Annotated in this window: 23 protein-coding genes; 11 read left to right on the top strand and 12 right to left on the bottom strand. The window is 66.6% G+C overall.

What is annotated here, in order from left to right; all coding sequences use genetic code 11:
* Positions 1-62: 62 nt before the first annotated feature.
* The 5 genes from WFP78_RS16810 (at position 63) to WFP78_RS16790 (ending at position 4,946) form a co-directional block, all read left to right on the top strand.
* Positions 63-767, top strand: a complete 705-nt coding sequence (locus WFP78_RS16810) for an endonuclease/exonuclease/phosphatase family protein (RefSeq protein WP_336964908.1) — start codon at positions 63-65, stop codon at positions 765-767.
* A gap of 78 nt (positions 768-845) precedes the next feature.
* A complete protein-coding gene (locus tag WFP78_RS16805) occupies positions 846-3,185 on the top strand; it encodes a patatin-like protein (protein WP_336964905.1) in 2,340 nt (779 codons plus the stop codon).
* Positions 3,182-3,742 (top strand): hypothetical protein, encoded by a 561-nt coding sequence (locus WFP78_RS16800; protein WP_336964903.1) that lies wholly within the window; start codon positions 3,182-3,184, stop codon positions 3,740-3,742. The genes WFP78_RS16805 and WFP78_RS16800 overlap by 4 nt, the downstream gene beginning before the upstream one ends.
* 25 nt (positions 3,743-3,767) lie before the next feature.
* On the top strand, positions 3,768-4,586 hold the full coding sequence (locus tag WFP78_RS16795) for a peptidoglycan-binding domain-containing protein (RefSeq protein ID WP_336964901.1): 819 nt from the start codon (positions 3,768-3,770) through the stop codon (positions 4,584-4,586).
* 93 nt (positions 4,587-4,679) lie between these two features.
* On the top strand, positions 4,680-4,946 hold the full coding sequence (locus tag WFP78_RS16790) for a GIY-YIG nuclease family protein (RefSeq protein WP_336965150.1): 267 nt from the start codon (positions 4,680-4,682) through the stop codon (positions 4,944-4,946).
* Positions 4,947-5,024: 78 nt separating this feature from the next.
* Here the strand turns inward: WFP78_RS16790 and dnaJ are convergent, their stop codons facing one another.
* Both dnaJ and dnaK read right to left on the bottom strand, forming a co-directional pair.
* Positions 5,025-6,158, bottom strand: a complete 1,134-nt coding sequence (gene dnaJ / locus WFP78_RS16785) for a molecular chaperone DnaJ (RefSeq protein WP_336964898.1) — start codon at positions 6,156-6,158, stop codon at positions 5,025-5,027.
* 68 nt (positions 6,159-6,226) lie between these two features.
* Positions 6,227-8,128 (bottom strand): molecular chaperone DnaK, encoded by a 1,902-nt coding sequence (gene dnaK / locus WFP78_RS16780; RefSeq protein WP_336964896.1) that lies wholly within the window; start codon positions 8,126-8,128, stop codon positions 6,227-6,229.
* A gap of 209 nt (positions 8,129-8,337) precedes the next feature.
* On the opposite strand from dnaK, the gene WFP78_RS16775 reads away from it, so the two are divergent.
* Positions 8,338-8,853, top strand: a complete 516-nt coding sequence (locus tag WFP78_RS16775) for a copper chaperone PCu(A)C (protein WP_336965147.1) — start codon at positions 8,338-8,340, stop codon at positions 8,851-8,853.
* Between the two features lie 30 nt (positions 8,854-8,883).
* Entirely contained in the window at positions 8,884-9,378 is a 495-nt protein-coding gene (locus WFP78_RS16770; RefSeq protein WP_336964894.1) for a vgr related protein, read from the top strand.
* Between the two features lie 167 nt (positions 9,379-9,545).
* On the opposite strand, the gene WFP78_RS16765 is transcribed toward WFP78_RS16770, so the two are convergent.
* The 4 genes from WFP78_RS16765 to WFP78_RS16750 all read right to left on the bottom strand — a co-directional run bounded on the left by WFP78_RS16765 (position 9,546) and on the right by WFP78_RS16750 (position 13,730).
* Positions 9,546-10,076 carry a CarD family transcriptional regulator gene (locus tag WFP78_RS16765; protein ID WP_336964891.1) on the bottom strand — a complete coding sequence of 177 codons (531 nt, stop codon included), beginning with the start codon at positions 10,074-10,076 and terminating at the stop codon, positions 9,546-9,548.
* A 275-nt stretch (positions 10,077-10,351) separates the two neighbouring features.
* Positions 10,352-10,690 (bottom strand): ferredoxin FdxA, encoded by a 339-nt coding sequence (gene fdxA, locus WFP78_RS16760; protein ID WP_336964888.1) that lies wholly within the window; start codon positions 10,688-10,690, stop codon positions 10,352-10,354.
* A gap of 87 nt (positions 10,691-10,777) precedes the next feature.
* Positions 10,778-11,080, bottom strand: a complete 303-nt coding sequence (locus WFP78_RS16755) for an RNA-binding S4 domain-containing protein (protein ID WP_336964885.1) — start codon at positions 11,078-11,080, stop codon at positions 10,778-10,780.
* Positions 11,073-13,730 (bottom strand): helicase-related protein, encoded by a 2,658-nt coding sequence (locus WFP78_RS16750; RefSeq protein WP_336964882.1) that lies wholly within the window; start codon positions 13,728-13,730, stop codon positions 11,073-11,075. Before WFP78_RS16750 ends, WFP78_RS16755 begins: the two co-directional genes overlap by 8 nt.
* Positions 13,731-13,972: 242 nt before the next feature.
* Here WFP78_RS16750 and WFP78_RS16745 point away from each other — a divergent pair, with 242 nt between their 5' ends.
* On the top strand, positions 13,973-15,493 hold the full coding sequence (locus WFP78_RS16745; RefSeq protein ID WP_419722993.1) for a M23 family metallopeptidase: 1,521 nt from the start codon (positions 13,973-13,975) through the stop codon (positions 15,491-15,493).
* A 212-nt stretch (positions 15,494-15,705) separates the two neighbouring features.
* Positions 15,706-17,685, top strand: coding sequence for a DNA topoisomerase IV subunit B (gene parE, locus WFP78_RS16740; protein ID WP_336964879.1), 1,980 nt, complete (start codon positions 15,706-15,708; stop codon positions 17,683-17,685).
* An 87-nt stretch (positions 17,686-17,772) separates the two neighbouring features.
* On the opposite strand, the gene WFP78_RS16735 is transcribed toward parE, so the two are convergent.
* From WFP78_RS16735 to aspS, 3 genes are all read right to left on the bottom strand, one after another.
* Positions 17,773-19,023, bottom strand: a complete 1,251-nt coding sequence (locus WFP78_RS16735; RefSeq protein WP_336964876.1) for an MgtC/SapB family protein — start codon at positions 19,021-19,023, stop codon at positions 17,773-17,775.
* A gap of 129 nt (positions 19,024-19,152) precedes the next feature.
* A complete protein-coding gene (locus WFP78_RS16730; protein ID WP_336964873.1) occupies positions 19,153-19,941 on the bottom strand; it encodes a polyphosphate kinase 2 family protein in 789 nt (262 codons plus the stop codon).
* Between the two features lie 74 nt (positions 19,942-20,015).
* Positions 20,016-21,797: an aspartate--tRNA ligase gene (gene aspS, locus WFP78_RS16725; RefSeq protein WP_336964870.1), complete on the bottom strand. Its 1,782-nt coding sequence runs from the start codon at positions 21,795-21,797 to the stop codon at positions 20,016-20,018.
* A 125-nt stretch (positions 21,798-21,922) separates the two neighbouring features.
* Here aspS and rnd point away from each other — a divergent pair, with 125 nt between their 5' ends.
* Both rnd and WFP78_RS16715 read left to right on the top strand, forming a co-directional pair.
* Complete coding sequence (gene rnd, locus WFP78_RS16720) at positions 21,923-23,098, top strand: ribonuclease D (protein WP_336964867.1); 1,176 nt, start codon at positions 21,923-21,925, stop codon at positions 23,096-23,098.
* On the top strand, positions 23,095-23,427 hold the full coding sequence (locus tag WFP78_RS16715; RefSeq protein ID WP_419722990.1) for an I78 family peptidase inhibitor: 333 nt from the start codon (positions 23,095-23,097) through the stop codon (positions 23,425-23,427). Before rnd ends, WFP78_RS16715 begins: the two co-directional genes overlap by 4 nt.
* Positions 23,428-23,538: 111 nt before the next feature.
* On the opposite strand, the gene WFP78_RS16710 is transcribed toward WFP78_RS16715, so the two are convergent.
* The 3 genes from WFP78_RS16710 to WFP78_RS16700 form a co-directional block, all read right to left on the bottom strand.
* Positions 23,539-23,910 carry a DUF6481 family protein gene (locus WFP78_RS16710; RefSeq protein WP_419722989.1) on the bottom strand — a complete coding sequence of 124 codons (372 nt, stop codon included), beginning with the start codon at positions 23,908-23,910 and terminating at the stop codon, positions 23,539-23,541.
* Between the two features lie 132 nt (positions 23,911-24,042).
* Positions 24,043-24,255: a cold-shock protein gene (locus tag WFP78_RS16705; protein ID WP_336964864.1), complete on the bottom strand. Its 213-nt coding sequence runs from the start codon at positions 24,253-24,255 to the stop codon at positions 24,043-24,045.
* A 420-nt stretch (positions 24,256-24,675) separates the two neighbouring features.
* Positions 24,676-26,226 (bottom strand): Ppx/GppA family phosphatase, encoded by a 1,551-nt coding sequence (locus WFP78_RS16700; protein WP_336964861.1) that lies wholly within the window; start codon positions 26,224-26,226, stop codon positions 24,676-24,678.
* Positions 26,227-26,239 lie beyond the last annotated feature (13 nt).

The raw sequence follows: 26,239 nt of genomic DNA, 5'->3' as shown, positions 1-26,239 counted from the left end.
CGCCAGCCCCTTCGTAGATCACCGGGCTGGAAACTGCGCGGCGTCTGATGCATGGCGTTTTCATGAGCCGCCCTACCCTGCGTGTCGCCAGCTACAACATCCGCAAGGCGATCGGCACCGACCGCCGGCGCAATCCGGAGCGCGTGCTCGACGTGCTGGCGGAACTGGATGCCGACGTCATCGCCCTGCAAGAGGCTGACCGCCGATTCGGCACCCGCATCGCCGCCATTCCGCCGCTTCTGCTGGAAAGCCACAGCCCCTATCGCTCGGTGCCGATCAACGTCCATGCCGACAGCATGGGCTGGCACGGCAATGCCCTGCTGATACGCAAGGACGCATCCGTGGCCGCGCATGACATCGTCCACCTCCCCTGCCTGGAACCGCGCGGCGCGGTGACGGCGGAGGTGGAGGCGAAGGGCATTGCGCTGCGGCTGTTCGGCATGCATCTCGACCTCTCGGGCCTCTGGCGGCGGCGGCAGGCGGCGGCAGTCATCCATGCCGCCCACAGCGCCGCGCCGATGCCCACGGTGCTGATGGGCGACCTCAACGAATGGAGCGCCGAGCGCGGTTGCCTCGCCGATTTCGCCCGGCATTACCGCTTCGCGCCCTGCGGCCGCAGCTTCCACGCACGGCGGCCGGTGGCGCGGCTGGACCGGATCATGTTCAACGACGCGCTGACCCTGGTCAACTGCGGCGTGCATGAAAGCGCGGCCTCCCGCCGGGCGTCCGATCATCTGCCGATCTGGGCGGAACTGCAGCTGGCCTGACGCGGCCAGCATGAAGGCCGACGCGAAGGCCAGCGTGTTTTGCTCGACTTGGCTCCCCGCATCTGCGATTTCCAGCCTATGAGGGAGAAGGAGCTAAGACTGGCGCTGGTCTGCTATGGCGGCATCAGCCTTGCCGTCTACATGCACGGCATCACCAAGGAGATATGGCATCTCAGCCGTGCAAGCCGCGCCTTTCACGACGGGACCGAACCCGGCGACCCTATCGCGACCGTCTATCGCGACATGCTGCGCGAGGTGGAGCATGTCACCGGGCTGCGGCTGCGGGTCTTTGTGGACATCCTGTCGGGCGCAAGCGCGGGCGGCATCAACGCGATCTTCCTGGCGCAGGCCATCGAGACCGGGCAATCGCTGGACGCGCTGACGGCGCTGTGGCTCGATTATGCCGATGTCGACCGGCTGCTGGACCCGGATGCCCGGCCCGCCGCGCGCGTCACCAAATTCTGGGCGACGCCGCTGGTCTGGATGGCGGCGCGGCATCCCGGCGACACGATCGAACAGACGGTCGCGCCGGAAACGCGCGAGGAAGTGCGGCACAAACTCAGCAATTTCATCCGCTCGCGCTGGTTCGAACCGCCCTTTGGCGGCGAAGGCTTCTGCACGATGCTGCTGGACGCGCTGGACGCGATGGCGAAGGCGCCGGCCGGCCCGACGCTGGTGCCGCGCGGCCATCCGCTCGACCTGTTCGTGACGGTGACGGATTTCGATGGCTATTCCGAGCGTCTGTCGCTCCACAGCCCGCCGCAGGTGACGGAGACCGAGCATCGCCTGTCCATCGGCTTTCGCGCGCGCGGCATCGGTTGCCGGCACTTCGCCGATCCGGCGGAACTGGCCTTTGCCGCCCGCGCCACGGCCAGCTTTCCCGGCGCCTTCCCCCCCTTCACCGTGCGCGAGCTGGACAGGGTGCTGGCGGGCCGCAAACAGCCATGGCCGGGGCGCGACCCCTTCCTGGCCCGCGTGCTGCCCCGCCATGCGGCCTTGGGCAAGGCCGAGGACGCCGTGCTGATCGACGGATCGGTGCTCGCCAACGCGCCCTTTGCCCAGGCGATCCGCGCGCTGCGCAATCGCCCCGCCCGGCGCGAGGTGGACCGCCGCTTCGTCTTCATCGATCCCAAGCCCAGCCATCGCAGCATCCGCCTGACCCATGGCGGCGAGGAACAGCCGCCGACGGAGGGGGAGGCCCCGCCGCTGCCCGGTTTCTTCCGCACCATCTTCGGCGCGCTCAGCGACATCCCGCGCGAACAGCCGATCCGGGAAAATCTGGACGTGATCGAACAGCGCTCCCGCAGCATCCGCCGCATGCAGCACATCATGGAGGCGATGCGCGAGGGCATAGAGGAGGATGTCGAGGCGGCCTTTGGCGGCACGCTGTTCCTAGACCGGCCCACCCTTGCCCGCCTGGCCAACTGGCGGGCGAAGGCACAGCGCCGCGCGGCCGCGGCGGCGGGCTTTGCCTATCCCGCCTATGCCCATCTGAAACTGTCCAGCATCGTCGAGGAAATGGCCGACATCCTCTTCCGCATCGGCGGCGACGGCAGCGCGATGGCGCGCGAAAACTGGCGCCAGGCGCTCTGGCAGCAGGTCCGCGCGGAAGAGATCGACCAGATCCGCGAGCATCGCCGCAACGAAGCGACCGAACAGACGATACAGTTTTTTCGCCAGCATGACCTGGGCTTCCGCGTCCGCCGCCTGCGTTTCCTGGCCCGCCGCCTTGCCGAAACGCTGGAGGTGAGCGGCCATGCCGCGCCCGAAGCGCTCACCGCCATCCGCGACGCCGTCTATGGCGGCCTGGCGCTGTATCTCGAATGCGAGGCGGCCGATTATTATGACGACGACGTCATCGCCGCGGCAAAGCTCACCGCCAGCGACCCGGCGCGCGCCATGGCCGCGCTGGAGGCGGCACGCGACCTCAAGAGCCGCGACACCACGGCCGAGGCGATGCTCTCCGAAGCACTCTGGGCGCTGCCGCGTGACGAGCGGCGGCAGATCCTGCTCGCCTATCTGGGCTTCCCCTTTTACGACATCGCCACCCTGCCGCTGCTGCAGGGCGAAGGGCTGGACGAATATGACCCGGTGAAGGTCGACCGGATTTCGCCCGATGACTGCTCCGCGCTGCACCCGGACGGGCAGGACGTCGTGCTGCGGGGCCTTGAATTCAACAGCTTCGGCGCCTTCTTCAGCCGCGCCTATCGCGAGCATGACTATCTGTGGGGGCGGCTGCACGGGGCCGAGCGGCTGATCGACATCGTGATTTCCGCCCTGCCTGCCGGAGTCCAGCTTCCCGAAGGCGCTGCGGCGCGATATAGGGCGCGCGCGTTCCGTGCGATCCTGGACGAGGAGGCGGAGCGCCTGCCGCTCGTCGCGGAACTGATCGCGAGCCTGAGGAAGGATGTGGGGTGACAGGATATGGCGCGACGGGGGCAGGGATCGCGAAGCTGCTGGCGCTGACGCTGCTTTGCGCCACCACCGCATGCTCCTCCGGAGCGGGCACGGCGACGCGGGACAGCCGTGGCGAAACCGGCGCTTCCGCCACCCCCGCGACCAATGCCACGCCTGTGCAAGGCGATACCATGCTGACCGAGGTGGCCGATGCCAATGCCGCCGCCGAAACGCCGCCGCCGCGCCACGGCGACACGCCATCGCCCGGCCGACAGCCCCCGGCCCCCGAAGAAGCCCCCCTGCCCGACCTGCCCGAATCGAACGTCGCGGGCGATCCAACACCCTTTCCTACAGAGGTCACGACGTTCATGGTCGATCGTGACGGGTGCGATCATTTCCGGGGGGAAGAGCCCTATGACGCCGAACGGCGGGCCTATCTGGAAAAGAGCATCCGCGACCTGTGTACCGGGACCGACGCGAAACTGGCAGATCTGCGCCAGCGCTATGCCAAGAACCAGGATGTGGTGGCGGCGCTCGCAGGCTATGAAGACAGGATCGAGGCCGACCCGGACAATTGACATCCTGTCTTCCGGGGAGGCGCGCGTGGCCGCGATCATATCATCTGTGGGAAAGGGCGGCGCCAATGCGCCCGCCGACGTGGCGCTGGTCCAGCGCCTGCTGAACATATTGACGGCCCTGCTCGGCCTGCCGCCGCTGGTGGCGGACGGCCAGTGCGGCGCGCGCACCGTCGCGGCGATCGGCGCCTTCCAGTTCCGCATCATCGGCATGATCCGCCCCGATGGCCGCATCGACCCCGGCGGCAGGAGCTGGACAAGGCTGCTGGCCGAAGCCGATCCGCAGGCCATGGACCCGGCACGGCTGAGCGGCGCGGCATGGTGGCACGCCAATCAGGCACGCTATGCCAACAGCGCGGACATCAACGCCCTGGCCGATCCCTTTCGCGGCAAGGCCCACGCCTTCGTCACCGCCCTGCGCGATGCCGGGGCCAGCGTGCGGATCGGCGCCACGCGCCGCAACCCCACCCGCGCCTGGCTGATGCACCATTGCTATCGCATCGCCAAGGGGCAGGAAGCACCCGGCGCCGTGCCGCCCTATGCCGATTGCGACATCCTCTGGGACCACGGCACCCTCGCCGCCTCCCGGAAGGCCGCGCAGCAGATGGCCGACCTGTTCGGCATCGCCTATCTCCCCGCGCTCAACTCCCGCCATATCGAGGGCAAGGCGATCGACATGACGATCGGCTGGACAGGCACGCTGGCGGTGCGCGACGGCGCCGGCACGCTGCAACGGATCGGCGCCCCACGCGACGGCAGCAACGGGGCGCTGCACAAGGTCGGCCGAAGCCATGGCGTGGTGAAACTGCCATCCGACCCGCCGCACTGGTCCAGCGACGGGCATTGAAGAAAACGCAGGAAAATAAACATCATGCCAGCGAAAGCTGGCATCTCCTGCCTAGACGACTAACCTCTCGCAACGACCGGCGGCTGGACCTACATCATGACGAACGAGCCGCACGGCGTCTTGTATATCGGCGTGACAGCCGATCTGCCCGCGCGCATTTTCCAGCACAGGCAGGGCCCGGGTTCAGCCTTCTGCCGTCGCTACGGCATCAAGCGGCTGGTCCTGGCCGAACACCACCCGACGATCATGGACGCCATTGCCCGAGAGAAGGCGATGAAGGCATGGCGGCGCGCGTGGAAGATCGAACTGATCGAACAAGCCAATCCCGATTGGGATGACTTGTTCGATGTTATCGTATGAGGCCTGAGACCCCAGCTTTCGCTGGGGTGACGAGGGAAATCACGGGGGAAGGAAGGGCGCAACATGCGCCCACGCCCCCTACCCCCACATATCCTTGAGCTTGGTGAAGAAGCCCGACGACGCCGGGCATTCCTCGCCCGTTTCCGTCTCGCGGAAGGCTTCCAGCAATTCGCGCTGCTTCGCGGTCAGGCGGGTGGGGGTTTCGACGTCGATCTGCACCACCATGTCGCCCATGCCGCGGCTGTTGAGCACGGGCATGCCCGCGCCGCGCTGGCGCAGTTGCTTGCCGGACTGGATGCCGGCGGGAATGCGGATTTCGTGGACCTCCTTGTCGAGGCCCGGCACCTCGATGGTGCCGCCCAGCGAGGCGGTGGTGAAGCTCACCGGCACCCGGCAAAAGAGCGTCGTGCCTTCCCGCTCGAAGATCGCGTGGCGCTTCACATGCAGGAAGATGTAAAGATCGCCCGCAGGCGCGCCGCGCGCGCCGGCCTCGCCCTTGCCGGAAAGGCGGATGCGCGTGCCTTCGTCCACGCCGGCGGGAATGTCGACCGACAGCGTCTGCTGCTTGTCCACGCGCCCTTCGCCCCGGCAGGAGCGACAGGGGCTTTCGATCACCTTGCCGGCGCCATGGCAGGACGGGCAGGTCCGCTCGACCACAAAAAAGCCCTGCTGCGCCCGCACCTGGCCATGGCCGTTGCAGGTGGTGCAGCCCTTGACCCCGGTGCCCGGCGTCGCGCCCGATCCGTCGCAGGTCTCGCAGGAGGCGGAAATCTCGACCTCGATCTCGGTCGACTTGCCGTGAAAGGCTTCTTCGAGCGAGATTTCCAGATCGTAGCGCAGGTCGGCGCCGCGCCGGTTCTGCTGACGCCCGCCGCCGCCAAAGCCGCCACCGCCGCCGAAGATCGTCTCGAAAATATCGCCGATGTCGGAAAAGCCGCCCGCGCCGCCGCCAAAGCCGCCATGGCCGCCGCCCGCGCCGCCATTTTTGAACGCCGCATGGCCGAAACGGTCATAGGCCGCCCGCTTCTGCGGGTCCTTCAGGCATTCATAGGCCTCCGAGACCGCCTTGAACTTTGCCTCGCCATCGGAGCAGCCCCCGGTCTTGTCGGGGTGATATTTCATCGCGAGCTTGCGATAAGCGCTCTTGATTGTCGTAGCATCAGCGGTGCGCTCGATTTCGAGCAGCTCGTAAAAATCGATTTCGGTGCTCATCTTGCCCCCGACGGCATCTCTTCGCCGTCATCCCCGCGTCCGTGGAGATGACGGCGAGAGCGCATCCGTTATGCCTTGTTGTCGTCCACTTCCGAGAATTCGGCGTCGACCACATCGTCATCGGCCTTGGCAGCGCCATCGGCCGTCGGAGAGGCACCAGCGGCCTGTTCCTTCTCGTAGATCGCCTGGCCCAGCTTCATCGCCACCTGGGCAAGCTCCTGCGCCTTGGACTGCATGGCTTCCGCATCGCCGCTTTCCACGGCAGATTTGGTCGCGGCAATCGCGGTCTCGATCTCGGACTTGAGGGCAGCGTCGACCTTGTCGCCATGCTCTTCGATCTGGCGCTCGGTGGTGTGGATCAGGCTCTCGGCGTTGTTCTTCGCCTCGGCTGCCTCACGGCGCTTCTTGTCTTCCTCGGCGAAGCGCTCGGCATCCTTCACCATCTGGTCGATGTCGGCATCATTGAGGCCGCCCGACGCCTGGATCTTGATCTGCTGCTCCTTGCCGGTGCCCTTGTCCTTGGCGGACACGTTCACGAGGCCGTTGGCGTCGATGTCGAACGTCACCTCGATCTGCGGCACGCCACGCGGCGCCGGCGGGATGCCGACCAGATCGAACTGGCCGAGAATCTTGTTGTCCGCCGCCATTTCACGCTCGCCCTGGAACACGCGGATCGTCACCGCCTGCTGGTTGTCGTCGGCGGTCGAATAGACCTGCGACTTCTTGGCGGGGATGGTGGTGTTGCGGTCGATCATGCGGGTGAACACGCCGCCCAGCGTCTCGATGCCCAGCGACAGCGGGGTCACGTCGAGCAGCAGCACGTCCTTGACGTCGCCCTGCAGCACGCCGGCCTGGATCGCCGCGCCCATGGCGACGACTTCGTCCGGGTTGACGCCGGTGTGCGGTTCCTTGCCGAAGAATTCCTTCACGGCGTCGCGCACCTTGGGCATGCGGGTCATGCCGCCCACCAGAACGACTTCGCTGATCTCGCTGGCGGTGATGCCCGCGTCGGCCATCGCCTTCTTGCAGGGTTCCATCGTGCGCTTGATGAGGTCGGCAACCAGACGCTCCAGATCGGCGCGGGTGATCGTCTTCACCAGATGCTTGGGGCCATTCTGGTCGGCGGTGATGAAGGGCAGGTTGACTTCGGTCGACTGCGCGGACGACAGCTCGATCTTCGCCTTTTCGGCCGCTTCCTTCAGACGCTGCAGCGCCAGCTTGTCCTTGGTGAGGTCGATGCCCTCATCCTTCTGGAACGCGTCGGCCAGATACTGCACCAGCTTGGCGTCGAAATCCTCGCCGCCCAGGAAGGTGTCGCCATTGGTCGACTTCACTTCGAACACGCCGTCGCCGATCTCGAGGATCGAGATGTCGAAGGTGCCGCCGCCAAGGTCATAGACGGCGATGGTCTTGCCGTCCTGCTTGTCGAGGCCATAGGCGAGCGCGGCCGCGGTCGGCTCGTTGATGATGCGCAGCACTTCAAGGCCCGCGATCTTGCCGGCGTCCTTGGTCGCCTGGCGCTGGGCGTCGTTGAAGTAGGCCGGCACGGTGATCACGGCCTGCGTCACGGTCTCGCCCAGATAGCTCTCGGCGGTTTCCTTCATTTTCTGCAGGATGAAGGCGGAAATCTGGCTGGGCGAATAATCTTCGCCACCGGCCTTCACCCATGCGTCGCCATTGGAGCCCTTGGCGATGCTGTAGGGCACCAGCTCCATGTCCTTCTTGGTCATCGGATCGTCGAAGCGGCGGCCGATCAGGCGCTTCACCGCGAAGATCGTGTTGTCGCCATTGGTGACGGCCTGCCGCTTGGCGGGCTGGCCGATCAGGCGCTCGCCATCCTTGGTGAAGGCGACGATGGAGGGCGTGGTACGCGCGCCTTCCGCATTTTCGATCACCTTGGGCTTGCCGCCGTCCATGACAGCGATGCAGCTGTTGGTCGTACCCAGATCGATACCGATTACTTTTGCCATTTCTTCCTCTTCAAACCCCAAGATGTTCAGCGGTTGACGGCCCAATACCTCACGAATGCGCCAAGGCAAGGCCGGATTGCATGAGCGATATAGGCGCGCTTTTCCTTGGCACAAGGAGGTACGATGATTACGGTGGGAACCGACCGGAAACGAGACAATCCCCAGGAGATATCACAATGCCCGCCCCCCTGCGCCGACTGGCCACCGCAATGAAGCATAGCCTCGCTTCATCAAAGCGAAAAGCGGGGGGAAAAGCGGGCCTTTGCGCCGTCGCCATATTGGCGCTGCCACTGGCGCTTTCGGCCTGCGGCGATCCGCAGCCGCTTTATGTCGACCAGGCATGGGTCCGGCTCTCGCCCAACCCCGGCAATCCCTCGGCCGGCTATTTCACCGTGCATGGCGGGCCGCAGGCCGTGCAGCTGCGCGGCGTCATCACCGACCGCGCGCAGCGGATCGAGATGCACGAGAGCATGAAGCATGACGGCATGATGGTGATGCAGCCGATCGAAAGCGTCGACATTGCCGCGAAAGCCGAAGTCACCTTCGCGCCGGGCGGCAAGCATATCATGCTGTGGGGCGTGAACCCGACCGCGGTGCAGCAGGGCACGATGCCGCTGACCTTCCTCTTTTCCAATGGCGACCGCATCATCGTGGACGCGGTGATCCGCAAGCCCAGCGACGGCGCGCCCGCGCCCGCCGCCAATGCGAGCGGCGCGAAGGAATGACCGGGGCGGCGCACACGGCCCGATGACCCGATGAGCGGACGCCCCCTGACGGCGGCGGAACGGACGCTGGCCGCCTCCGTCTTCGGACGCGCGATCGCCTATGATGCCGTGCGCGTCCACAACCGGAAATGGTGGCCGCTGCAGCCCCGCGGCGTCGCCATGGCGCCGGACGGGCATCTGTGGTTCCACCCGCAAGGCGGCCTGTTCTGCGACGATTTCTGCGCCTCGCCACTGCACCTGCAGGGGCTGTTCATCCATGAGATGACCCATGTGTGGCAGGCGCAGACGCGCGGCAGATGGTGGCTGCCGCTGATGCGCCACCCCTTCTGCCGCTATGGCTATGAGGTCGAGCCCGGCAAGCCCTTCGCGCGCTATGGGATCGAACAGCAGGCGGAGATCGTGCGCCACGCCTTCCTGCTGCGCAGCGGCGTTGCGGTCGAGGACAAGCCCGACCGCGCCTTTTATGACGCGCTGTTGCCGTTCGGACCGGATGCGGAAAAGCGCGAAAGCCGGTTTTCGACCTGAGCGATTGCGGCGCTTCCCTTCCCGGGGCAAGCGCGGGGCCTTGACCCGCACGCCCCCGCAATGCTGGCCCCGCCCGGCAGCACCGCGCACAACGCCCGCAAAAGGCGCGCACAAAAAAGGGCGCCCGCAGGCGCCCTCTTCCGTCGGATAGACTTACCGCGGTCGGCTCAGTCCACCTTTTCCTTGTTATATTTCGGCGCGGCCTCGTTGAGGATCGCGAGGATCTTCTTCAGCGCGCCAGGCTCGTCGGTCTCTTCCATCGCGGCCAGCTCGCGGGCGAGGCGGCTGGAGGCGGCCTCGAAGATCTGGCGCTCGGAATAGCTCTGCTCGGGCTGGTCGTCGGCGCGGAACAGGTCGCGCGTCACTTCGGCGATCGACACCAGGTCGCCCGAATTGATCTTCGCTTCATATTCCTGCGCGCGGCGCGACCACATGGTGCGCTTGACCTTGGGCTTGCCCTTCAGCGTTTCCATGGCCTCTTCCAGCGTCTTGTTGGACGACAGCTTGCGCATGCCGACGCCTTCGGCCTTGTTGGTGGGCACGCGGAGCGTCATGCGCTCCTTTTCGAAACGCAGCACATAAAGTTCCAGCTCCATGCCGGCGATCTGCTCTTTCTGCAGCTCGATTACGCGGCCGACGCCGTGCTTGGGGTATACAACATAGTCACCGACGTCAAAGGACAGGGCCTTGGCAGCCATTGCGAACCTTTCTAATCTGGGAAACAGCGTGGCGCGACGGAGCATGTGCGGGGCATCATGCCTTTGAATCCGCGACGCCATCGTCAAGTCATGGGACGTTTCTTCTCCACGCGGCCACGGGGGATGGGCCGCCTGCTAACGTCCATGTAGCAGATTCGTAATAAAATTACCACCCCGCGCAGCTTCGCCACGCAGAAAACCCATAATCATCCCGACATCCGGCATCCTGTCATCCAGCGCCCGCAGCACAAGCGCGAACGGACCGGAGGCAGATGTCAGTCGCCAGAGCCCGGCTCGGCCGAGAAGAACTTCTCGAACTTGCCTTCCTGGTCCTTATAGTCATCGGCGTCGGCGGGCGCTTCCCCCTTTACCGTGATGTTGGGCCATTCCGCCGAATATTTCGTGTTGAGTTCCAGCCATTTTTCCAGGCCGTTCTCGGTATCGGGCAGAATCGCTTCGGCCGGGCATTCCGGTTCGCACACGCCGCAGTCGATGCACTCGCTGGGGTTGATGACCAGCATGTTCTCACCCTCGTAGAAGCAATCCACAGGGCACACCTCGACGCAATCCATATATTTGCAGCGGATGCAGGCGTCGGTCACGACATAGGTCATTGTGCAGCACTCAAGTTTCGACGGGAATTGGCCGCCCTGCTATTCCGGCGTCGCCCGCAGGTCAATATCCGCGAGCCAAGCATTTCTTCAGCCCCCCACCATGATTTCCTCATAGCAGGCCCGCGCCTCCGGCACGGGGCCGCGGCGGGCGGGAAGCGCGCTCACCCGCACCACGCGCACATGCCCGCCCTCGGGAAAGGTGATGAGGTCGCCCGGCCGCACCGGCGCATGGGCGCGCTCGATGCGGCGGCCGTTGACGCGGATATGCCCCTCCTCGGCCATTTTCTGCGCCAGCGTCCGGCTGCCGGCAAGCCGCACGAACCAGAGATATTTGTCGATGCGCAGCGCCGGGCCGCCGGCAGCGGATGTTGCGCGGCGCGGTTCAGCCATTGCCACCCAGCAGCGCGGCAAGCCCGGCAAAGGCATTGCCCGTCGCCGGGCCGGCCTTCGCGCCTGCACTGGCCGATCCATGGCCAGCAGAGGCGCCGCCGGGGGGCTGTTGCCGCGCGCGCGGGCCGGACGGGCGCCCGCCCTTGCCCTCTTGCCCCTTGCCCTCTTGCCTGCCCCCATGCGCTTCGGGCTTGCGCGCCTTCTGCCGGCCACGGAATGCCCAGTTGGCGCCCCCTTCCGGCGGGGCCTCGACCGGGCGGAAACCGGCCGCACGCATCAGTTGCAGGAAAGCGGGCTCATCCAGCCCCAGCGACACGATCTGCGGGCTGAGCGCGGTGAACGCCTCCCCCTTCGCGATCGCCTCATGCGCGGCCCGCGCCATGCGCTCGGCCATGTCGATGCGCAGCTGCCTGTCGCCAAAGGAGCGGAACCCTGCCAGCCGCGCGCCAGTCTGCGCCTGCCTGTCCTCCAGCGTCAGCAGCGTCAGCCCGGCGGGCGGCACCGGCAGCATGGCCAGGCCACGCCGCGCCGCCATCAGCGCCAGCCGCCAGCGCGCCGCGCCCGGCTTCAGCAGCCCCTGGTGGAACAGGTCGAGCACGCCGATCACGATGCCCGCGCGCCGCAGCAGGTGCCGCTGGTCCTTGTCCAGATGCCCCAGCGAATCGTCGATATCGACGCGCGCGATGATGCCCCCGGCGTCCGCCAACTGGGCAAAGACGGCGCGCACCACCGGCGGCACCTCCGGATCGCTCGCGCTCGCCACCATCTTCGTGAGCGGCAGCAGGTGGCGCTCCTTCTGCGCCTCCATCCACGCGCCCAGCCGCTCGACAATGCGCTTCTGCACATCCTGCGCGAGCGTCATCATCGCCTTGTCCAGCCGGATTTCCGGCGACAACAGCGCGGGGCCGGCCACCAGCGTCGCGACCTTCGCGCCATCCCACAACAGCGCAGGCACCTCGCCCGCCTCCGCACCCAGCGCAAATGCCGTATCGGCCGCCGCCAGCAATTCTTCCGCCTTACCGGTCAAAATCTTCCCCAATCGTCGTTCCGCTGCCGCCAGCAGCATCTTGCGGTCTCCACCGCGCGCATCGGGATCGACCGAGAATCGAAATCCGTCAAGACGCCCGATCGTCTCGCCGTCGATACTGACGCTGCCGTCGGCATCGATTTCCATCGGCAATTGCGAGGCATCCAGCCCCATATCGCGCAGCAATACCGCCGTTCGCCGGTCTACGAACCGCTGTGTCAGCGCGGCGTGCAGAGCATCGGACAGGCGCGTTTCCAATGCGCGGGTGCGCTCGATCATCTCGTCCGGCTGCGCCAGCCAGTCGGGCCGGTTGGCGACATAGGACCATGTCCGCGCCGCCGCGATTCGGCCCGACAGCGTGTCGATATCGCCCTGCACGCTGTCCAGCCGCGCGACATGCTGGGCAAACCAGTCCGTCGGGATATGGCCGTTGCCCTCGGACAGGAACCGCCACAACCGCTGCACCATGCGGACATGATGGTCCGTGCCCAGCTTCTGGAAATCGGGCAGGCCGCATGCGTCCCACAGCCGCCCCACCTGCGCGCGGCCCCGCACCCGCTCGCGCACCAGCGGATCGTCGGCCAGATGCTTGAGCACGGTGAGGTCGATGGCCTGCGGCGCGGCCCGCAATTCGGGGCGCTCGGGCCGCGTCTCCAGATCCTCGATCAACAGGTCCAGGCTGTCGCACCGCGGATCGCCATCGCGCCAGTAGAGGAAATCGAGCCGGGGGAAGCGATGCTCCTCGATCGCCATGATCTCCTCGGGCGTGAAGGCGGCTTCGCTCCCCTCCCCGCCCAGCGAGCCGAAGGTGCCGTCGCGATGATGCCGCCCGGCGCGCCCGGCGATCTGCGCCATCTCGCTCACCGTCAGCCGGCGCGTGCGCTGCCCGTCGAACTTGGTGAGGCTGGCAAAGGCGACATGATGCACGTCCAGGTTGAGGCCCATGCCGATCGCGTCGGTGGCGACCAGATAATCGACGTCGCCATTCATGAACATCGCCACCTGCGCATTGCGCGTGGCGGGCGACAGCGCGCCCATCACCACCGCCGCGCCGCCGCGCATCCGCCGCAGCATTTCGGCCACGGCATAGACCTCCGCCGCGGAGAAGGCGACGATGGCGGAGCGGCGCGGCAGGCGGGAGAGTTTCTTCGCGCCGGCATAGCTGAGCGTCGAAAAGCGCGGGCGGGCGACGATCTCCGCGTCCGGCACCAGCTTGCGTATCAGCGGCGCGATGGTCGCGGAGCCCAGGATCATCGTCTCCTCGCGCCCGCGCGCATGCAGCAGGCGGTCGGTGAACACATGCCCGCGCTCGGGGTCCGCGCCCAGCTGCGCCTCGTCCAGCGCGACAAAGGCATGGTCGCTGTTCGCCGGCATCGCCTCTGCCGTGCAGAGCACATAGCGGGCGCCGGGCGGCGCGATCTTCTCCTCGCCGGTCAGCAGCGCGACCTGGCCCGCGCCCTTCTGCGCGACCACCCGGTCATAGATCTCGCGCGCCAGCAGGCGCAGCGGAAAGCCCATGAGGCCGCTGGAATGGCCGCACATCCGCTCGACCGCCAGATGGGTCTTGCCGGTATTGGTGGGGCCAAGCACGGCCGTAACTGCAGATCGCGCGAAATTGGCCATGACAACCTCTATGTCGGCAAAGGCAAAGCGCGGCGCAAGGGGAATGATTGTCGCGGGCGCGACGAAGATGCCGGTCGGCGCCCCCTGTTCCTGTCACCCTTCGGCCGGCACAATTCACCGCATGCAAATATGGTTAACTCATTTGTTAATTTGACTTTAAGGCTGCTGGTTCACAAGAATGGCCGCAATGGCGCGGCGCGGGGGTCGTGGCAGCAAAAAATAGACCCGGGGGGTTGCCGGTTTTGTTTCATCACAGGGATCACCAGCCTGGCCAGGGCGGAGGCGTAGCCTCGTTGTGGCTGGCGGGGGCCGACGCTACCCCCACCCCGGCGACCGAGCGGCGCGACTGGCGCATGCGCCTGAAGGACTGGGCCGACGACGTCGACCTGGTGCCCGATCTTGGCCAGCATATCGGCAGCCGGCAATGGTTCCGGGGCCTTTTCACCTGCGTCGGGCTGTGCGCCGGCGCCATCGCCCTTTCCCCCGGTTTCCACCCGCTGCCCGCCGCCCCCGAAGCGCAGATGGACCAGCGCGCCTTCGATGAAATCCGCAGCCAGATGATCACGCCGCTGGCGCTCGGCGCCGACAGCGGCCGGCATATGGGGCCGACGGACGCGGTCTCACCGCTGGGCGAAACGCCCGAGCGCCCGCGCATCGACCTGACGGCGGCGGTGGGCATCGGCGACAGCTTCGCCCGCGCCCTCTCCCGCGCCGGCGTTTCCAGCAACGACATCGGCGCCATCACCAGTCTGGTGGGCGGCGATGTCGCGCCCGGCGCGCTCAAGCCCGGCACGCGGCTCGACATCGTGCTGGGCCGCCGCGCCAGCCGTTCCGCCCCGCGCCCGCTGGAAACCCTTGCCTTCCGCGCCCGGCTGGACCTTGGCGTCCAGGTCTCGCGCGAAAACGGCCAGTTGCGGATCACCCGCATCCCCATTCGCGTCGACGACACCCCGCTGCGCATTCGCGGCGTCGTGGGCGAGAGCCTGTATCGTTCGGCCCGTGCCGCCGGCGCGCCACCCAAGGCGATCCAGTCCTTCCTGCGCGTGATCGCGCAGCAGCTGGAGATCGAGAATATCAATGCGGGCGACCGTTACGACATCATCGTCGCCCACCGCCGTGCCGAAACCGGCGACGAGGAGGTCGGCGACCTGCTCTATGCCGGCCTCTCCCGCGCACGCGGCCGCGACATCGACATGCTCAAATGGACGACCGGCGGCCGCACCGAATGGTTCGAGGCGTCGGGCGTGGGCGAACGTCGCGGCGTGCTGGCCCAGCCGGTGGCGGGGCGCACATCGTCCAGTTACGGCATGCGCCGTCACCCGATCCTGGGCTATACCCGCATGCACGCGGGGATCGACTTCGCCGCAGCCTATGGTTCGCCGATCTATGCGGTGACGGACGGCATCGTCGTCTATGCCGGGCGGCATGGCGGCCATGGCAATTATGTGAAGATCCAGCATGGCGGCGGCATCGCCACCGGCTATGCGCATATGAGCCGCATCGCGTCGGTCCCCGGCCAGCGCGTGCGGCGCGGGCAGGTGATCGGCTATGTCGGCTCCACCGGCCTGTCGACCGGCCCGCATCTGCATTATGAGCTGTATCGCAACGGCGTGAACGTGAACCCGCTGTCGATCACCTTCACCACCGCCGCGCAACTGGCCGGGCGCGAACTCTCCGCCTTCCGCGCGCGCCTAGGGCAACTCAAGAGCCTGCAGGCAGGGCCACGCGAAGCGCCGAAGCGGACGGAGCAGAAGACGCTTTAGGTTTCCCCTCCACCGTCATGCTGAACGCGTTTCAGCATCCATCCCGCCTCCTCAACCTTGGCTCGTGGGGACAAATGGATGCTGAAACGCGTTCAGCATGACGACCCAAGCGGTAATCACGCCAGACCTTCCATCCTATTCTCCCGCCTGTCAGGACAGCCCGCCCCCTCTCCCCGCTTGCCAGCCGGGCGAGCGCGCTTATACCGGGGACCATGTCCGACGAAGATCTTTTCGCAAAAACCCCGCAGACCGCCACAGACTATGATGCCTCCGCCATCGAGGTGCTGGAGGGGCTGGAGCCGGTGCGCCGGCGGCCCGGCATGTATATCGGCGGCACGGACGAGCGCGCCTTCCATCACCTCGCCTCCGAAGTGCTGGACAATGCGATGGACGAGGCCGTCGCCGGCCACGCGACCCGCATCGAGATCACGCTGGAACCGGGCAACCGCCTGACCATCATCGACAATGGCCGTGGCATCCCGGTCGATCCGCACCCCAAATTCCCCGGCAAGTCGGCGCTGGAAGTCATCATGACGACGCTGCATTCGGGCGGCAAGTTCAGCGACAAGGCCTATGCGACCTCCGGTGGCCTGCACGGCGTCGGCATCAGCGTGGTCAACGCGCTGTCGCTCGACACGACGGTCGAAGTCGCCCGCAACAAGGAGCTGTTCCGCCAGAGCTTCAGCCGTGGCCTGTCGCTCGGCCCGCTGGAAAAGGTCGGCGCGGCCCCCAACCGACGCGGCACCTCCGTCGCCTTCATCCCCGACACCGAAATCTTCGGCGAGATGAAGTTCAAGCCCGCCCGGCTGCACAAGCTGGCGCGATCGAAGGCCTATCTGTTCGCGGGCGTCGAGATCCGCTGGAAATGCGCGGCCGAGCTGATCGCCGACGAGACCCCGACCGAAGCCGTGTTCCAGTTCCCCGGCGGCCTGGCCGACCATCTGCGGGAACAGGTGGGGGAGCGCGAATGCGCGACCACGCAATTCTTTTCCGGCGCGCAGGATTTCCCCGGCGGGGCGGGGCGCGTGGAATGGGCGGTCGCCTGGCCACTGTGGTCGGACGGCAGCTACAGCTGGTATTGCAACACCATCCCCACCCCCGACGGCGGCACCCATGAAGCGGGCCTGCGCGCGGCGCTGGTCAAGGGCATCCGCGCCTTTGCCGACCTTGTGGGGCAGAAGAAGGCGAAGGACATCACCGCCGAAGATGTGATGACCTCCAGCGAGATCATGCTGTCCGTCTTCATCCGCGATCCCCAGTTCCAGAGCCAGACCAAGGATCGGCTGACCAGCCCCGAGGCCGCGCGCCTCGTGGAAAATGCCGTGCGCGACCATTTCGACCATTTCCTGTCGGACAATATGGATCGCGGCAAGGCGCTGCTCGCCTATGTGCTGGACCGCATGGACGAGCGCCTGAAGCGCAAGCAGGAAAAGGAAATCAAGCGCAAGACGGCGACCAGCGCGCGCAAGCTGCGCCTGCCCGGCAAGCTGACCGACTGTTCGGGCGACGACCCGGAAGGCACCGAGATCTTCCTTGTGGAGGGCGACAGCGCCGGCGGCAGCGCCAAGCAGGCGCGCGACCGCAAGACCCAGGCGATCCTGCCCCTGCGCGGCAAGATATTGAACGTCGCTTCGGCCAACAATGCCAAGATCCTGGCGAACCAGGAAATCGCGGACATGATCCAGGCGCTGGGCTGCGGCACCCGCAAGGATTGCAACCCGGACAATCTGCGCTACGAACGCATCGTCATCATGACCGACGCGGATGTGGACGGCGCGCATATCGCGACGCTGCTGATGACCTTCTTCTTCCAGGAAATGCCCGAGCTGGTGCGGCGCGGCCATCTCTACCTCGCCCAGCCGCCGCTCTACCGCATCGTGGCCGGCGGCAAGAGCCTCTACGCCCGCGACGACGCCCACCGCGCCGAAATCATGGCCAAGGAGTTCAAGGGCAAGAAGGTGGAGGTCAGCCGGTTCAAGGGCCTTGGCGAGATGAACCCGATGCAGCTGCGCGAAACCACCATGGACCCCAGGACGCGCGGCCTCATCCGCGTCACCCTGCCCCCCGATATCGAGGACCGGCAGCAGGTGCGCGATCTGGTCGACCGGCTGATGGGCACCAACCCCGCCCACCGCTTCGCCTTCATCCAGGAAAATGCCGCCGCCGTGGACGAGGAAGCCATCGACGCATAGCGCATCGTCCCGTTAGCCGGCATCGCCTGACGGCGCGGGCATATCCTACGGCGCGGGCCTATCTGGTTGCGCGGGCGATCCGCCGGATCAGCGGCTCATGGCATAGAGGACAAGGCCCGCCAGCGAGGCGGCAAGCGATAGCAGCAGCGGCAGGACCGCGCGGAACCCCTCGCGCCAGCCGGCGATGACGATCGCCATCCCCGCCTTCGCGGCGGTGTTGACCAGCACCGGCGTCGCCAGCACCAGCCCGCTCGTCGCGCCGTCCATCAGCATGTCGGGCAGCCCCGCCAGCGTCAGCACGGCGGCATCCACATCCATCATGCCGGTCAGCCCCAGCACGACGGCGATGCCCCGGTCGCCAAAATGCGCGAGCGCCCAGCGCGCGACGAGGGAGAGCAGGGCGACCAGCCCCGCCAGCAGCAACGCCGGCCCGAACGCAAAGGGATTGCCCAGCCGCACCGGCCCGCCGCCATCCGACGCCTGCCGGCGCCACGCCAGAAATGCGAGCAGGGATGCCGTGACGGTCGCCGGCGCCATGACGAGCGCCAATGTGGGCACGGCACGCGGCACCAGCATGAAGGCCAGCACCTGCACCCGCACGAACATGACGATGGAGGCCAGCGCGATGCCCGCCGTCAACGCCCCCCGCGACTCCGGCTCGCCCTTCAACCGCCGGGCGAAATCGGCCGTGACCGCCGTCGAGGATACCAGCGCGCCCGTCACCGCGATGATCAGGATGCTACGTTCGCTGCCAAAGCGTCGCGCCGCGACATAGCCCGCGAAAGAAAGGCCGGCCACCAGCACCACGACCATCCAGATGCCGCGCGGGTTCCAGGCGCCATAGGGCCCGTAATCGGCATCGGGCAGCAGCGGCAGCACGACCAGCGCCACGATCAGGAAACGGGCAACCCCCTCGATCTCCTCCTCGCTCATGCCCTTCAGCAGCGCGTGCATGGACTGCCGCGCGTTCAGGATCGCGAAGGTCGCGGCGGCGGCGGCCAGCGCGATGCCGGGCGTCACGCGGACGGCGACGACCCCGATGCCGAAGGTCAGCATGCCGGCGATCGTCGTCGTGGCCGACTGCGCATCCTCGCGCGCGGCCCGCCAATATCCGATCGCCAGCGGCACCGTCACCACGAACCCCATCAGCACCGCCAGAGGATCGGACAGCAGCCCCGCAATGCCGCCGCACAGGCCGATCAGGGCAAAGGTGCGAAAGCCCGCGACCCGCCGCCCCGCGCCCAGCGCCCGCTGCGTCCAGCCCCGTTCCATGCCCACCAGCAGCCCGGCGGCCATCGCCCCCAACAGGCCGACAAGCGCATGGGAAATCTGGGGCACGTCCTGTCTATCCTCTCGCTACGCCGCCGGAACCGATATGCGGCTTTCCGGGCGCCGGCGCCATCGCCTTGTTCCGGCCGGAAGGGATATTCGCCCGCGCGTCGCCGGCCTTCAGGGGCGCAACGCGGATCAGTCCTCGCGCGGTTCGTAGCCGAATGCCTTCTTCGCCAGCTTCACCACCTCCGGGTCGGCATCCGGCATGTGCATGGGCACCAGCTTTTCCAGCGTGTCGGCGATATGGGTGAGCGCCGCGATCCGCGCCGCCTTGCGGTTGTTGCCGTCGATCACCTTCCACGGCGCCCAGCGGCTGTCGGTATGCTTGAACATGTCGTGGATGGCGTCGAGATAATCCTCGCGCCGGGCGCGGTTGCGGTAATCCTCCATGCCGGTCTTCCACCGCTTCCAGGGCGTGTCGAGCCGCTGGGCGAGCTGCTCGTCCTGCTCCTTCTGGGTCACATGGATGAACAGCTTGACGAAATTCGTGCCGTGGTCGACCTGCTGCGCCTCGAATTCGTTGATCTCGTCATAGCCGCGCTTCCATTCGCGCTCGGCGCAATAGCCCTCCACCCGCTCCACCAGCACCCGGCCATACCAGCTGCGGTCGAACACGGAGATGTTGCGACTGGCGGGCAGGCGTGCCCAGAAGCGCCAGAGGAAATGGCGGTCCTTTTCTTCCTCGGTCGGGGCGCTGATCGGCCAGACCTGGAAATAGCGGGGGTCCCATTCTGCCGTCATCCGCTTGATGATGCCGCCCTTGCCGGCCGCATCCCAGCCCTCGAACATGATGACCGATCGGCGCTGGTGGACGATATGGGCGACCTGCACCTTGGCCAGCCGCTCCTGCAGGTCCGACAGCGCCTCGTCATAGTCGCCGTCCAGCTTGTGGCCCTTTTCGTAATCCTCAAGCCTGATCGTCATGCGCGCGCCCTTTCCTGTCATGCCGGATCAAGTTCAGCATGACAGGAAGGATATAGCCAGTGCCGATCGACAGGTCAGCCCTTGCTCGGCTCCACCACGCGGATGTGCAGCTCGCGCAGTTGCTTCAAGGCCGCCGGGCTGGGCGCGCTCATCAGCAGGTCTTCGGCGCGCTGGTTCATCGGGAACAGCGTGATCTCGCGCAGGTTCTGCGCGTCGCACAGCAGCATGACGATGCGGTCGACGCCGGCGGCCATGCCGCCATGCGGCGGCGCGCCATATTGGAACGCGCGATAGAGGCCGCCGAAGCGCTCCTCCACATCCGCCTTGCTGAGGCCGACCAGTTCGAACGCCTTGACCATCAGTTCGGGCGACTGGTTGCGAATGGAGCCCGACGCGATCTCATAGCCGTTGCAGACCATGTCATATTGATAGGCATTGATGGTCAGCGGGTCCTGCCCGTTCAGCGCATCCAGCCCGCCCTGCGGCATGGAGAAAGGATTGTGCGCGAAATCGATCTTCTTCTCGTCCTCGTCATATTCGTAGAAGGGGAAGTCTACGATCCAGCACAGTTCGAACCGGCTCTTGTCGATCAGGTCCAGCTGCTCGCCCACGCGGTTGCGCGCAAGCCCGGCGAGCCTGGCCGCCTGGCTTTCCTTGCCGGCGGCGAAGAACACGCCGTCATTGGGGCCAAGGCCAAGCGCCGCGATCAGCTTCGCGGTCGCGTCCTCGCCATGGTTCTTGGCGATCGGGCCACCGGGCACGCCATCCTTGATGTTGATATAGCCAAGGCCCGAATAGCCCTCGCTACGCGCCCAGTTGTTCATCTCGTCGAAGAATTTGCGGCTGCCCGCGCCGGCGCCCGGCGCCGGGATCGCGCGGATCACGCTGCCGCTGTCCACAAGGCTCGCGAAGATGCCGAAGCCCGATCCGACGAAATGCGCGGTCACGTCGGTGATGACGACGGGGTTGCGCAGGTCCGGCTTGTCCGACCCGTATTTCAGCATCGCCTCGGCATGGGGAATGCGCGGGAAGCTGCCCGCGGGCGTCACATGGCGGCCATCGGCGAACGCCTCGAACACGCCGGCGATCACCGGCTCCATCGTGTTCCACACATCTTCCTGCGTGACGAAGCTCATCTCCAGGTCGAGCTGGTAGAATTCGCCCGGCAGGCGGTCGGCGCGCGGGTCTTCGTCGCGGAAGCAGGGCGCGATCTGGAAATAGCGGTCGAAGCCGGCGACCATCAGCAGCTGCTTATACTGCTGCGGTGCCTGCGGCAGGGCGTAAAACTTGCCGGCATGGATGCGGCTGGGCACCAGGAAGTCGCGCGCGCCCTCAGGCGAAGACGCCGTCAGGATCGGTGTCGAATATTCGGTGAAGCCTTCCCCTTCCATGCGGCGGCGCATGTCGGCGATGATCTTCGTGCGCTTCACGATATTGGCGTGCAGCTTTTCCCGCCGCAGGTCGAGGAAGCGGTAACGCAGGCGGATATCCTCGGGATATTCCTGGTCGCCCGCCACCGGCATCGGCAGCTCCTGCGCGGCGGAGAGGACCACCGCGTCGTCGGCGCGGATTTCGACCTCACCCGTGGGCAGGTTGGGGTTGATCGCTTCGTTCGCGCGGGCCACCACCCGGCCGGTGATGGTGACGACGCTTTCGGCGCGCAGGGATTCGATCACCTGGAAGACGGGGCCGTCCACCTCGGTCACGATCTGGATCATGCCATAATGGTCGCGCAGGTCGATGAAGACCAGGTCGCCATGATCGCGCTTGCGATGCACCCAGCCCGAGACACGGACGGTTTCGCCGACATGGGCGGTGCGCAGTTCGGCGCAGACATGGGTACGATAGGCGTGCATGGTTTTCGTTCTTCCAGAGCGTTTGCGGAAATGACAAATGCAGTTTGGCGGTCTATGGCCTTCATTGTCGAATAAAGACCTGCCCGCCACGGAGCGGGCCAGCCCATAATAAGATCGAAGACCATATGCAAATCCATCCGCTGATTACCGACAGCAAGACCCTTGCCCAATTCTGCGCCCGCATCGCCCAATCGCCCTATATCGCCGTCGATACGGAGTTCATGCGCGAGAACAGCTACTGGCCCGACCTGTGCCTGGTCCAGATCGCCGACGCCAATGAAGCCGCGGCCATCGACCCCAAGGCGCCCGGCCTGGACATGACGCCGATGCTGGACCTGTTCGTCGCCAATGACGATGTGCTCAAGGTCTTCCATGCCGGCGGGCAGGATCTGGAAATCATCTTCAACATGACGGGCAAGACGCCCTTTCCCATGTTCGACACGCAGATCGCGGCGATGGCGCTCGGCCTTGGCGAGCAGATCGGCTATGGCAATCTGGTCGACGCGTGGCTGGGCGTCAATCTGGACAAGGGCGCCCGCTTCACCGACTGGGGCCGCCGCCCGCTGGACAAGCGCCAGATCGACTATGCCATCGGCGACGTCACCTATCTCATCCAGATTTTCCCGATGATGCTGGCGGAGCTGAAGAAGACCGGCCGTGGCGGCTGGCTCGACCAGGAGATGGAGCGGATCACCGATCCCGGCAATTACATGACCCTGCCCGAAGACGCATGGAAGCGGGTGCGCATCGCCAGCCGCAAGCCCGACGTGCTGGGGCGCCTCAAGGCACTGGCCGCCTGGCGCGAGCGCGAGGCGCAGGACAAGAACCTGCCGCGCGGCCGCATCGTCAAGGACGAGACGCTGGCCGACATCGCCAGCCACCCGCCGCGCAAGCAGGAAGACCTTGCCAAGGTGCGCGGGCTGTCCACCGCCTGGAAGGCCAATGACATCGGCGCGCGGATGATGGCCGAACTCGAACATTTCGCGCCGCTCGGTCGCGATGAGATGCCGGAGAAGGACGCGAAGAAGCCGGGCCTGGGCAAGGACGGCGCGCTGGTGGCGGACCTGCTGAAGCTGCTGCTCAAGATCCGCTCGCGCGAGATCAACGTGGCCTCGCGCCTGCTCGCCCGCTCGGACGATCTGGATGCGCTTGCCGCCGGCGTGCGCGACGGGCTGTCGATCCTCGAAGGATGGCGCTATGAACAGTTCGGGCGCGACGCCGTCGACCTGGTGGAGGGCCGCATGGCCTTCGCCGTCCGCAACGGCCGCCTGCGCATGACCAGAACGGAGAGCGCCGCATGAGCAGGATGTCCGCAATCGTCACATTGGCCGCGACCGCAGCCATGGCCCCGCTCACCGCCTGCGCGCCCATGGGCCAGCAGGCCGACGCGGGCACGCCCCCTGTCCCCGCGCCGGCGGGCGACGAAGGCCCCTGCAAGAATGAAGCGGTGGCGCAATTCATCGGCCAGAAGGCCACGGCGGAACTGGGCGCCCGGATGCTGTCCGCCTCCGGCGCCAGAACCCTGCGCTGGGGCGGCCCCGGCACCGCCATGACCATGGACTTCCGCCCGGACCGGCTGACGGTGAGCTATGACAAGGACATGGCGATCACGTCCGCACGGTGCGGGTGACGGGCGGTGCGGGTGACGGGTTGACCCCGGCCTGCCGGCCAGACATCTATGAAGCCCCGGCAGGCACCGGGCCGCGATGGACCCGATGACCGCCATCGCACGCGGTTGCCCTCAGGATTTACGGGCCTTGCGCGCGGCATAGCGCGCGTCGCGCGCAGCCTTTTTCTCGGCGTCGGTCAGGGGGGCCGCCACCTCCTCGACAATGGCGGCGTCCAGCCTGGCCGCGGCCTTGTCCGCCTTGGCCTGTGCGATTTCGGCACGCCTGGCGGCGCGCTTCGCTTCGGCGGCCGCTTCACGCTTCTGTTCGGCAGCCCGACGCTCAGCGATCACCGCTTCGTCCACAACGGGCTTGCTCTGCAATTGAGTCAGGGCCTTCAGCTTCGCCTGCCTGGCAAGTGCCGTCCGCTCCTGAAAACTGGGATCTTTATAGGAAGCCATGGATGATATGATATTCCCGGTTAACGGCCGCAGGCGCCATCGCATGATGGGCGGCCCTGTCGGTCTTCATGTCCTGCATCGGCCGGTGCGCCCGCAAGGCACGCAACAAGGCCCGGCGACAGGATATTCAAAAGAAACAGTGCGAGCAACCGTCAGGTTGCCCGCACCATGGAGTCTTCAGGCAGACTGCAGATTCACAGCCGAGGTCTTGCCCCGACGATCGGTCTCAAGCTCGTAGGAAACGCGCTGATCCTTGTCGAGCGTATGCATCCCTGCGCGCTCGACGGCAGAGATATGCACAAAGGCATCGCCGCCGCCATTTTCAGGCGCAATAAAGCCATAGCCCTTGTCGGCATTGAAGAATTTAACGGTTCCGGTGATGGTGGTCATATGGGTATCCTTTATCCCATGTATGACGGGCATACGCCAACAACGGCGCATCCCGGCTTCTGTAAGGCTAGAAAGGGACAAAGGGGGCAAAAAGCTGCCCAATATCCGTCGCACGCGACGTCAGCGGCCCGCATGTAGGCGAAATAATATGAAAATGCAAAATATTCCTGCCCGGCGATCGACAGCCCGATGCCATGGGTGCGGCCCGGCACGACCAGCAGCCCGGCCTCATGATTTCCGCCCTCTCCCGCAAGGCTCAACGCAGGACATCGGAATGTCCGGCCAAGATTCGGCGATAGGGAGAAGGAATGCCGTCAATAACGCTCGCATTCCAGCCAGCGCCAAGCGATAGCCCGCCCGGACATTTCCATGCCACCCTCGCGCGCCTTCCGCCATGCGGGCAGGCCACATGGCCCTTCCTCAGCCCTCCACTTCCATCCGGTATTTCAGCCCCATCGCCTGCGCCAGCTGCTTCAGGCGCCGCTCCACCGCCTCGCCATACAGGTCGGCATGATGGGCGGGCAGCACCAGCAGCAGCCCCTTCTCGTCCGCTTCCAGCCGCCCCGCGCGCAGCGGGCCTTCGACCCCGCCGGAGAGCCGCTGGCCAAGGCGGATCGCCAGGCCCCACAGCGCCGCGCGGCGCAGCATGTCGGGCGAGGCCAGCCGCGCGACATCGGGCGGGGAGCTAGGTCCGCCGCCAAAATTGCTGTGCAGCGCCTGCGCCAGCATCGCCCGCCCCTCGACATCGATGCCGACCCAGCTGCCATGCAACGCAACCTCCACGCCACGTTCGGAGCGGAAATCGGGGTTCGCGCGCCAGCCCACATCGGCCAGCAGACAGGCGGTGCGACGGATGCGGCGCCAGCGCGCGCCATCCTCCAGGAACAGCGGCGCGATCCAGTTCTCGATCAGGTCGCCATGGCCGGCAAAGCGCCCCTGCGCCTCGCCCTCCGCCTCCGCCGCGATCAGCAACGGGTCCTGCATCCGCACGTCCTGCGGCAGCGCCTCGTACAGCAGCCCCTCACGCAGACCATAAGCCGAAGCGATCAGCCGCGAACTCTTCAACTGCCGCACCATGACGGAAAGCAGCGCCGCGGCCCCCGGCAAGGTCGGGATGCGCGACGCGGTGATCGCGGGCACGCCCCTCAGCGTATCGCGCGCCATATGGGCGATCACGCGAACCAGCCCGGCGGCGCGGTCGGGCGCCATTTCATAATGGTGGATGACCGGCAGCGGAAACTGCGTCAACTGCATGTCCAGCCGCGCCAGCGCGCGCCATGACCCGCCGACCATGTAGAAAGGCAGGCCGGGCTGCGCATGGCCGCCGCCAATGTCCCAGCCTTCCTTCTCCAGCAGCTTCTTCACATGGCGTTCCAGCGCGCCCTGCCCCTTGGCCCGGATTTCCGGCAGGCGCAGCACGCCCAGCGGCAGCGACGTCACCTGATGCACGGCGCCGTCCCTGATCCGCACCAGCTCCAGGCTGCCGCCGCCCAGATCGCCGACAATGCCGTCCGCGCCCGGAATGGCGGAGAGCACGCCATAGCCCGATGCCGCCCCCTCCTGCGCGCCGGAGAGCAGCTCGACCCGCAGGCCGATGGCCGTGGCGCGCGCGATGAATTCATGCCCGTTGGAAGCGTCGCGCACGGCGGCGGTCGCCACGCAGCGCAGATGATCCACCTTCATCTCGGCGGCCAGATGGCGGAAACGGGCGAGCGCCAGCAGGCCGCGCTCCATCGCCTCCGGCTCGATCGCGCCGGTCCTGCTGAGCGACGCGCCCAGCCCCGCCATCACCTTTTCGTTGAACAGGGTGAAGGGCAGCCGGCGCGGCCCGTCATACACGACCAGGCGGACGCTGTTCGATCCGATGTCGATAATCGCGGTCCGCGCGGTCGCGAGCGCGGCGGACGGCTCCGGCACAACGGCAAGGCGGCGCTGCGCGGCGGCGCTGGCGCGTTCAAGCATGTTGGGCATCGGGTGTCGGAAC

Origin of the sequence: Sphingobium aquiterrae, assembly GCF_037154135.1 — a bacterium.
GTDB lineage: Bacteria > Pseudomonadota > Alphaproteobacteria > Sphingomonadales > Sphingomonadaceae > Sphingobium > Sphingobium aquiterrae.
This window is presented reverse-complemented; position numbering and strand designations above follow the sequence as displayed.

Bases quoted from the DNA above. Each gene is read 5' to 3' on its own strand.
- WFP78_RS16810 (WP_336964908.1), top strand. From the start codon at position 63: ATGAGCCGCCCTACCCTGCGTGTCGCCAGCTACAACATCCGCAAGGCG.
- WFP78_RS16805 (WP_336964905.1), top strand. From the start codon at position 846: ATGAGGGAGAAGGAGCTAAGACTGGCGCTGGTCTGCTATGGCGGCATC.
- dnaJ (WP_336964898.1), bottom strand. From the start codon at position 6,158: ATGAGCACCGAAATCGATTTTTACGAGCTGCTCGAAATCGAGCGCACC.
- dnaK (WP_336964896.1), bottom strand. From the start codon at position 8,128: ATGGCAAAAGTAATCGGTATCGATCTGGGTACGACCAACAGCTGCATC.
- WFP78_RS16775 (WP_336965147.1), top strand. From the start codon at position 8,338: ATGAAGCATAGCCTCGCTTCATCAAAGCGAAAAGCGGGGGGAAAAGCG.
- WFP78_RS16770 (WP_336964894.1), top strand. From the start codon at position 8,884: ATGAGCGGACGCCCCCTGACGGCGGCGGAACGGACGCTGGCCGCCTCC.
- WFP78_RS16765 (WP_336964891.1), bottom strand. From the start codon at position 10,076: ATGGCTGCCAAGGCCCTGTCCTTTGACGTCGGTGACTATGTTGTATAC.
- fdxA (WP_336964888.1), bottom strand. From the start codon at position 10,690: ATGACCTATGTCGTGACCGACGCCTGCATCCGCTGCAAATATATGGAT.
- WFP78_RS16755 (WP_336964885.1), bottom strand. From the start codon at position 11,080: ATGGCTGAACCGCGCCGCGCAACATCCGCTGCCGGCGGCCCGGCGCTG.
- WFP78_RS16750 (WP_336964882.1), bottom strand. From the start codon at position 13,730: ATGGCCAATTTCGCGCGATCTGCAGTTACGGCCGTGCTTGGCCCCACC.
- parE (WP_336964879.1), top strand. From the start codon at position 15,706: ATGTCCGACGAAGATCTTTTCGCAAAAACCCCGCAGACCGCCACAGAC.
- WFP78_RS16730 (WP_336964873.1), bottom strand. From the start codon at position 19,941: ATGACGATCAGGCTTGAGGATTACGAAAAGGGCCACAAGCTGGACGGC.
- aspS (WP_336964870.1), bottom strand. From the start codon at position 21,797: ATGCACGCCTATCGTACCCATGTCTGCGCCGAACTGCGCACCGCCCAT.
- rnd (WP_336964867.1), top strand. From the start codon at position 21,923: ATGCAAATCCATCCGCTGATTACCGACAGCAAGACCCTTGCCCAATTC.
- WFP78_RS16715 (WP_419722990.1), top strand. From the start codon at position 23,095: ATGAGCAGGATGTCCGCAATCGTCACATTGGCCGCGACCGCAGCCATG.
- WFP78_RS16710 (WP_419722989.1), bottom strand. From the start codon at position 23,910: ATGCGATGGCGCCTGCGGCCGTTAACCGGGAATATCATATCATCCATG.
- WFP78_RS16705 (WP_336964864.1), bottom strand. From the start codon at position 24,255: ATGACCACCATCACCGGAACCGTTAAATTCTTCAATGCCGACAAGGGC.
- WFP78_RS16700 (WP_336964861.1), bottom strand. From the start codon at position 26,226: ATGCCCAACATGCTTGAACGCGCCAGCGCCGCCGCGCAGCGCCGCCTT.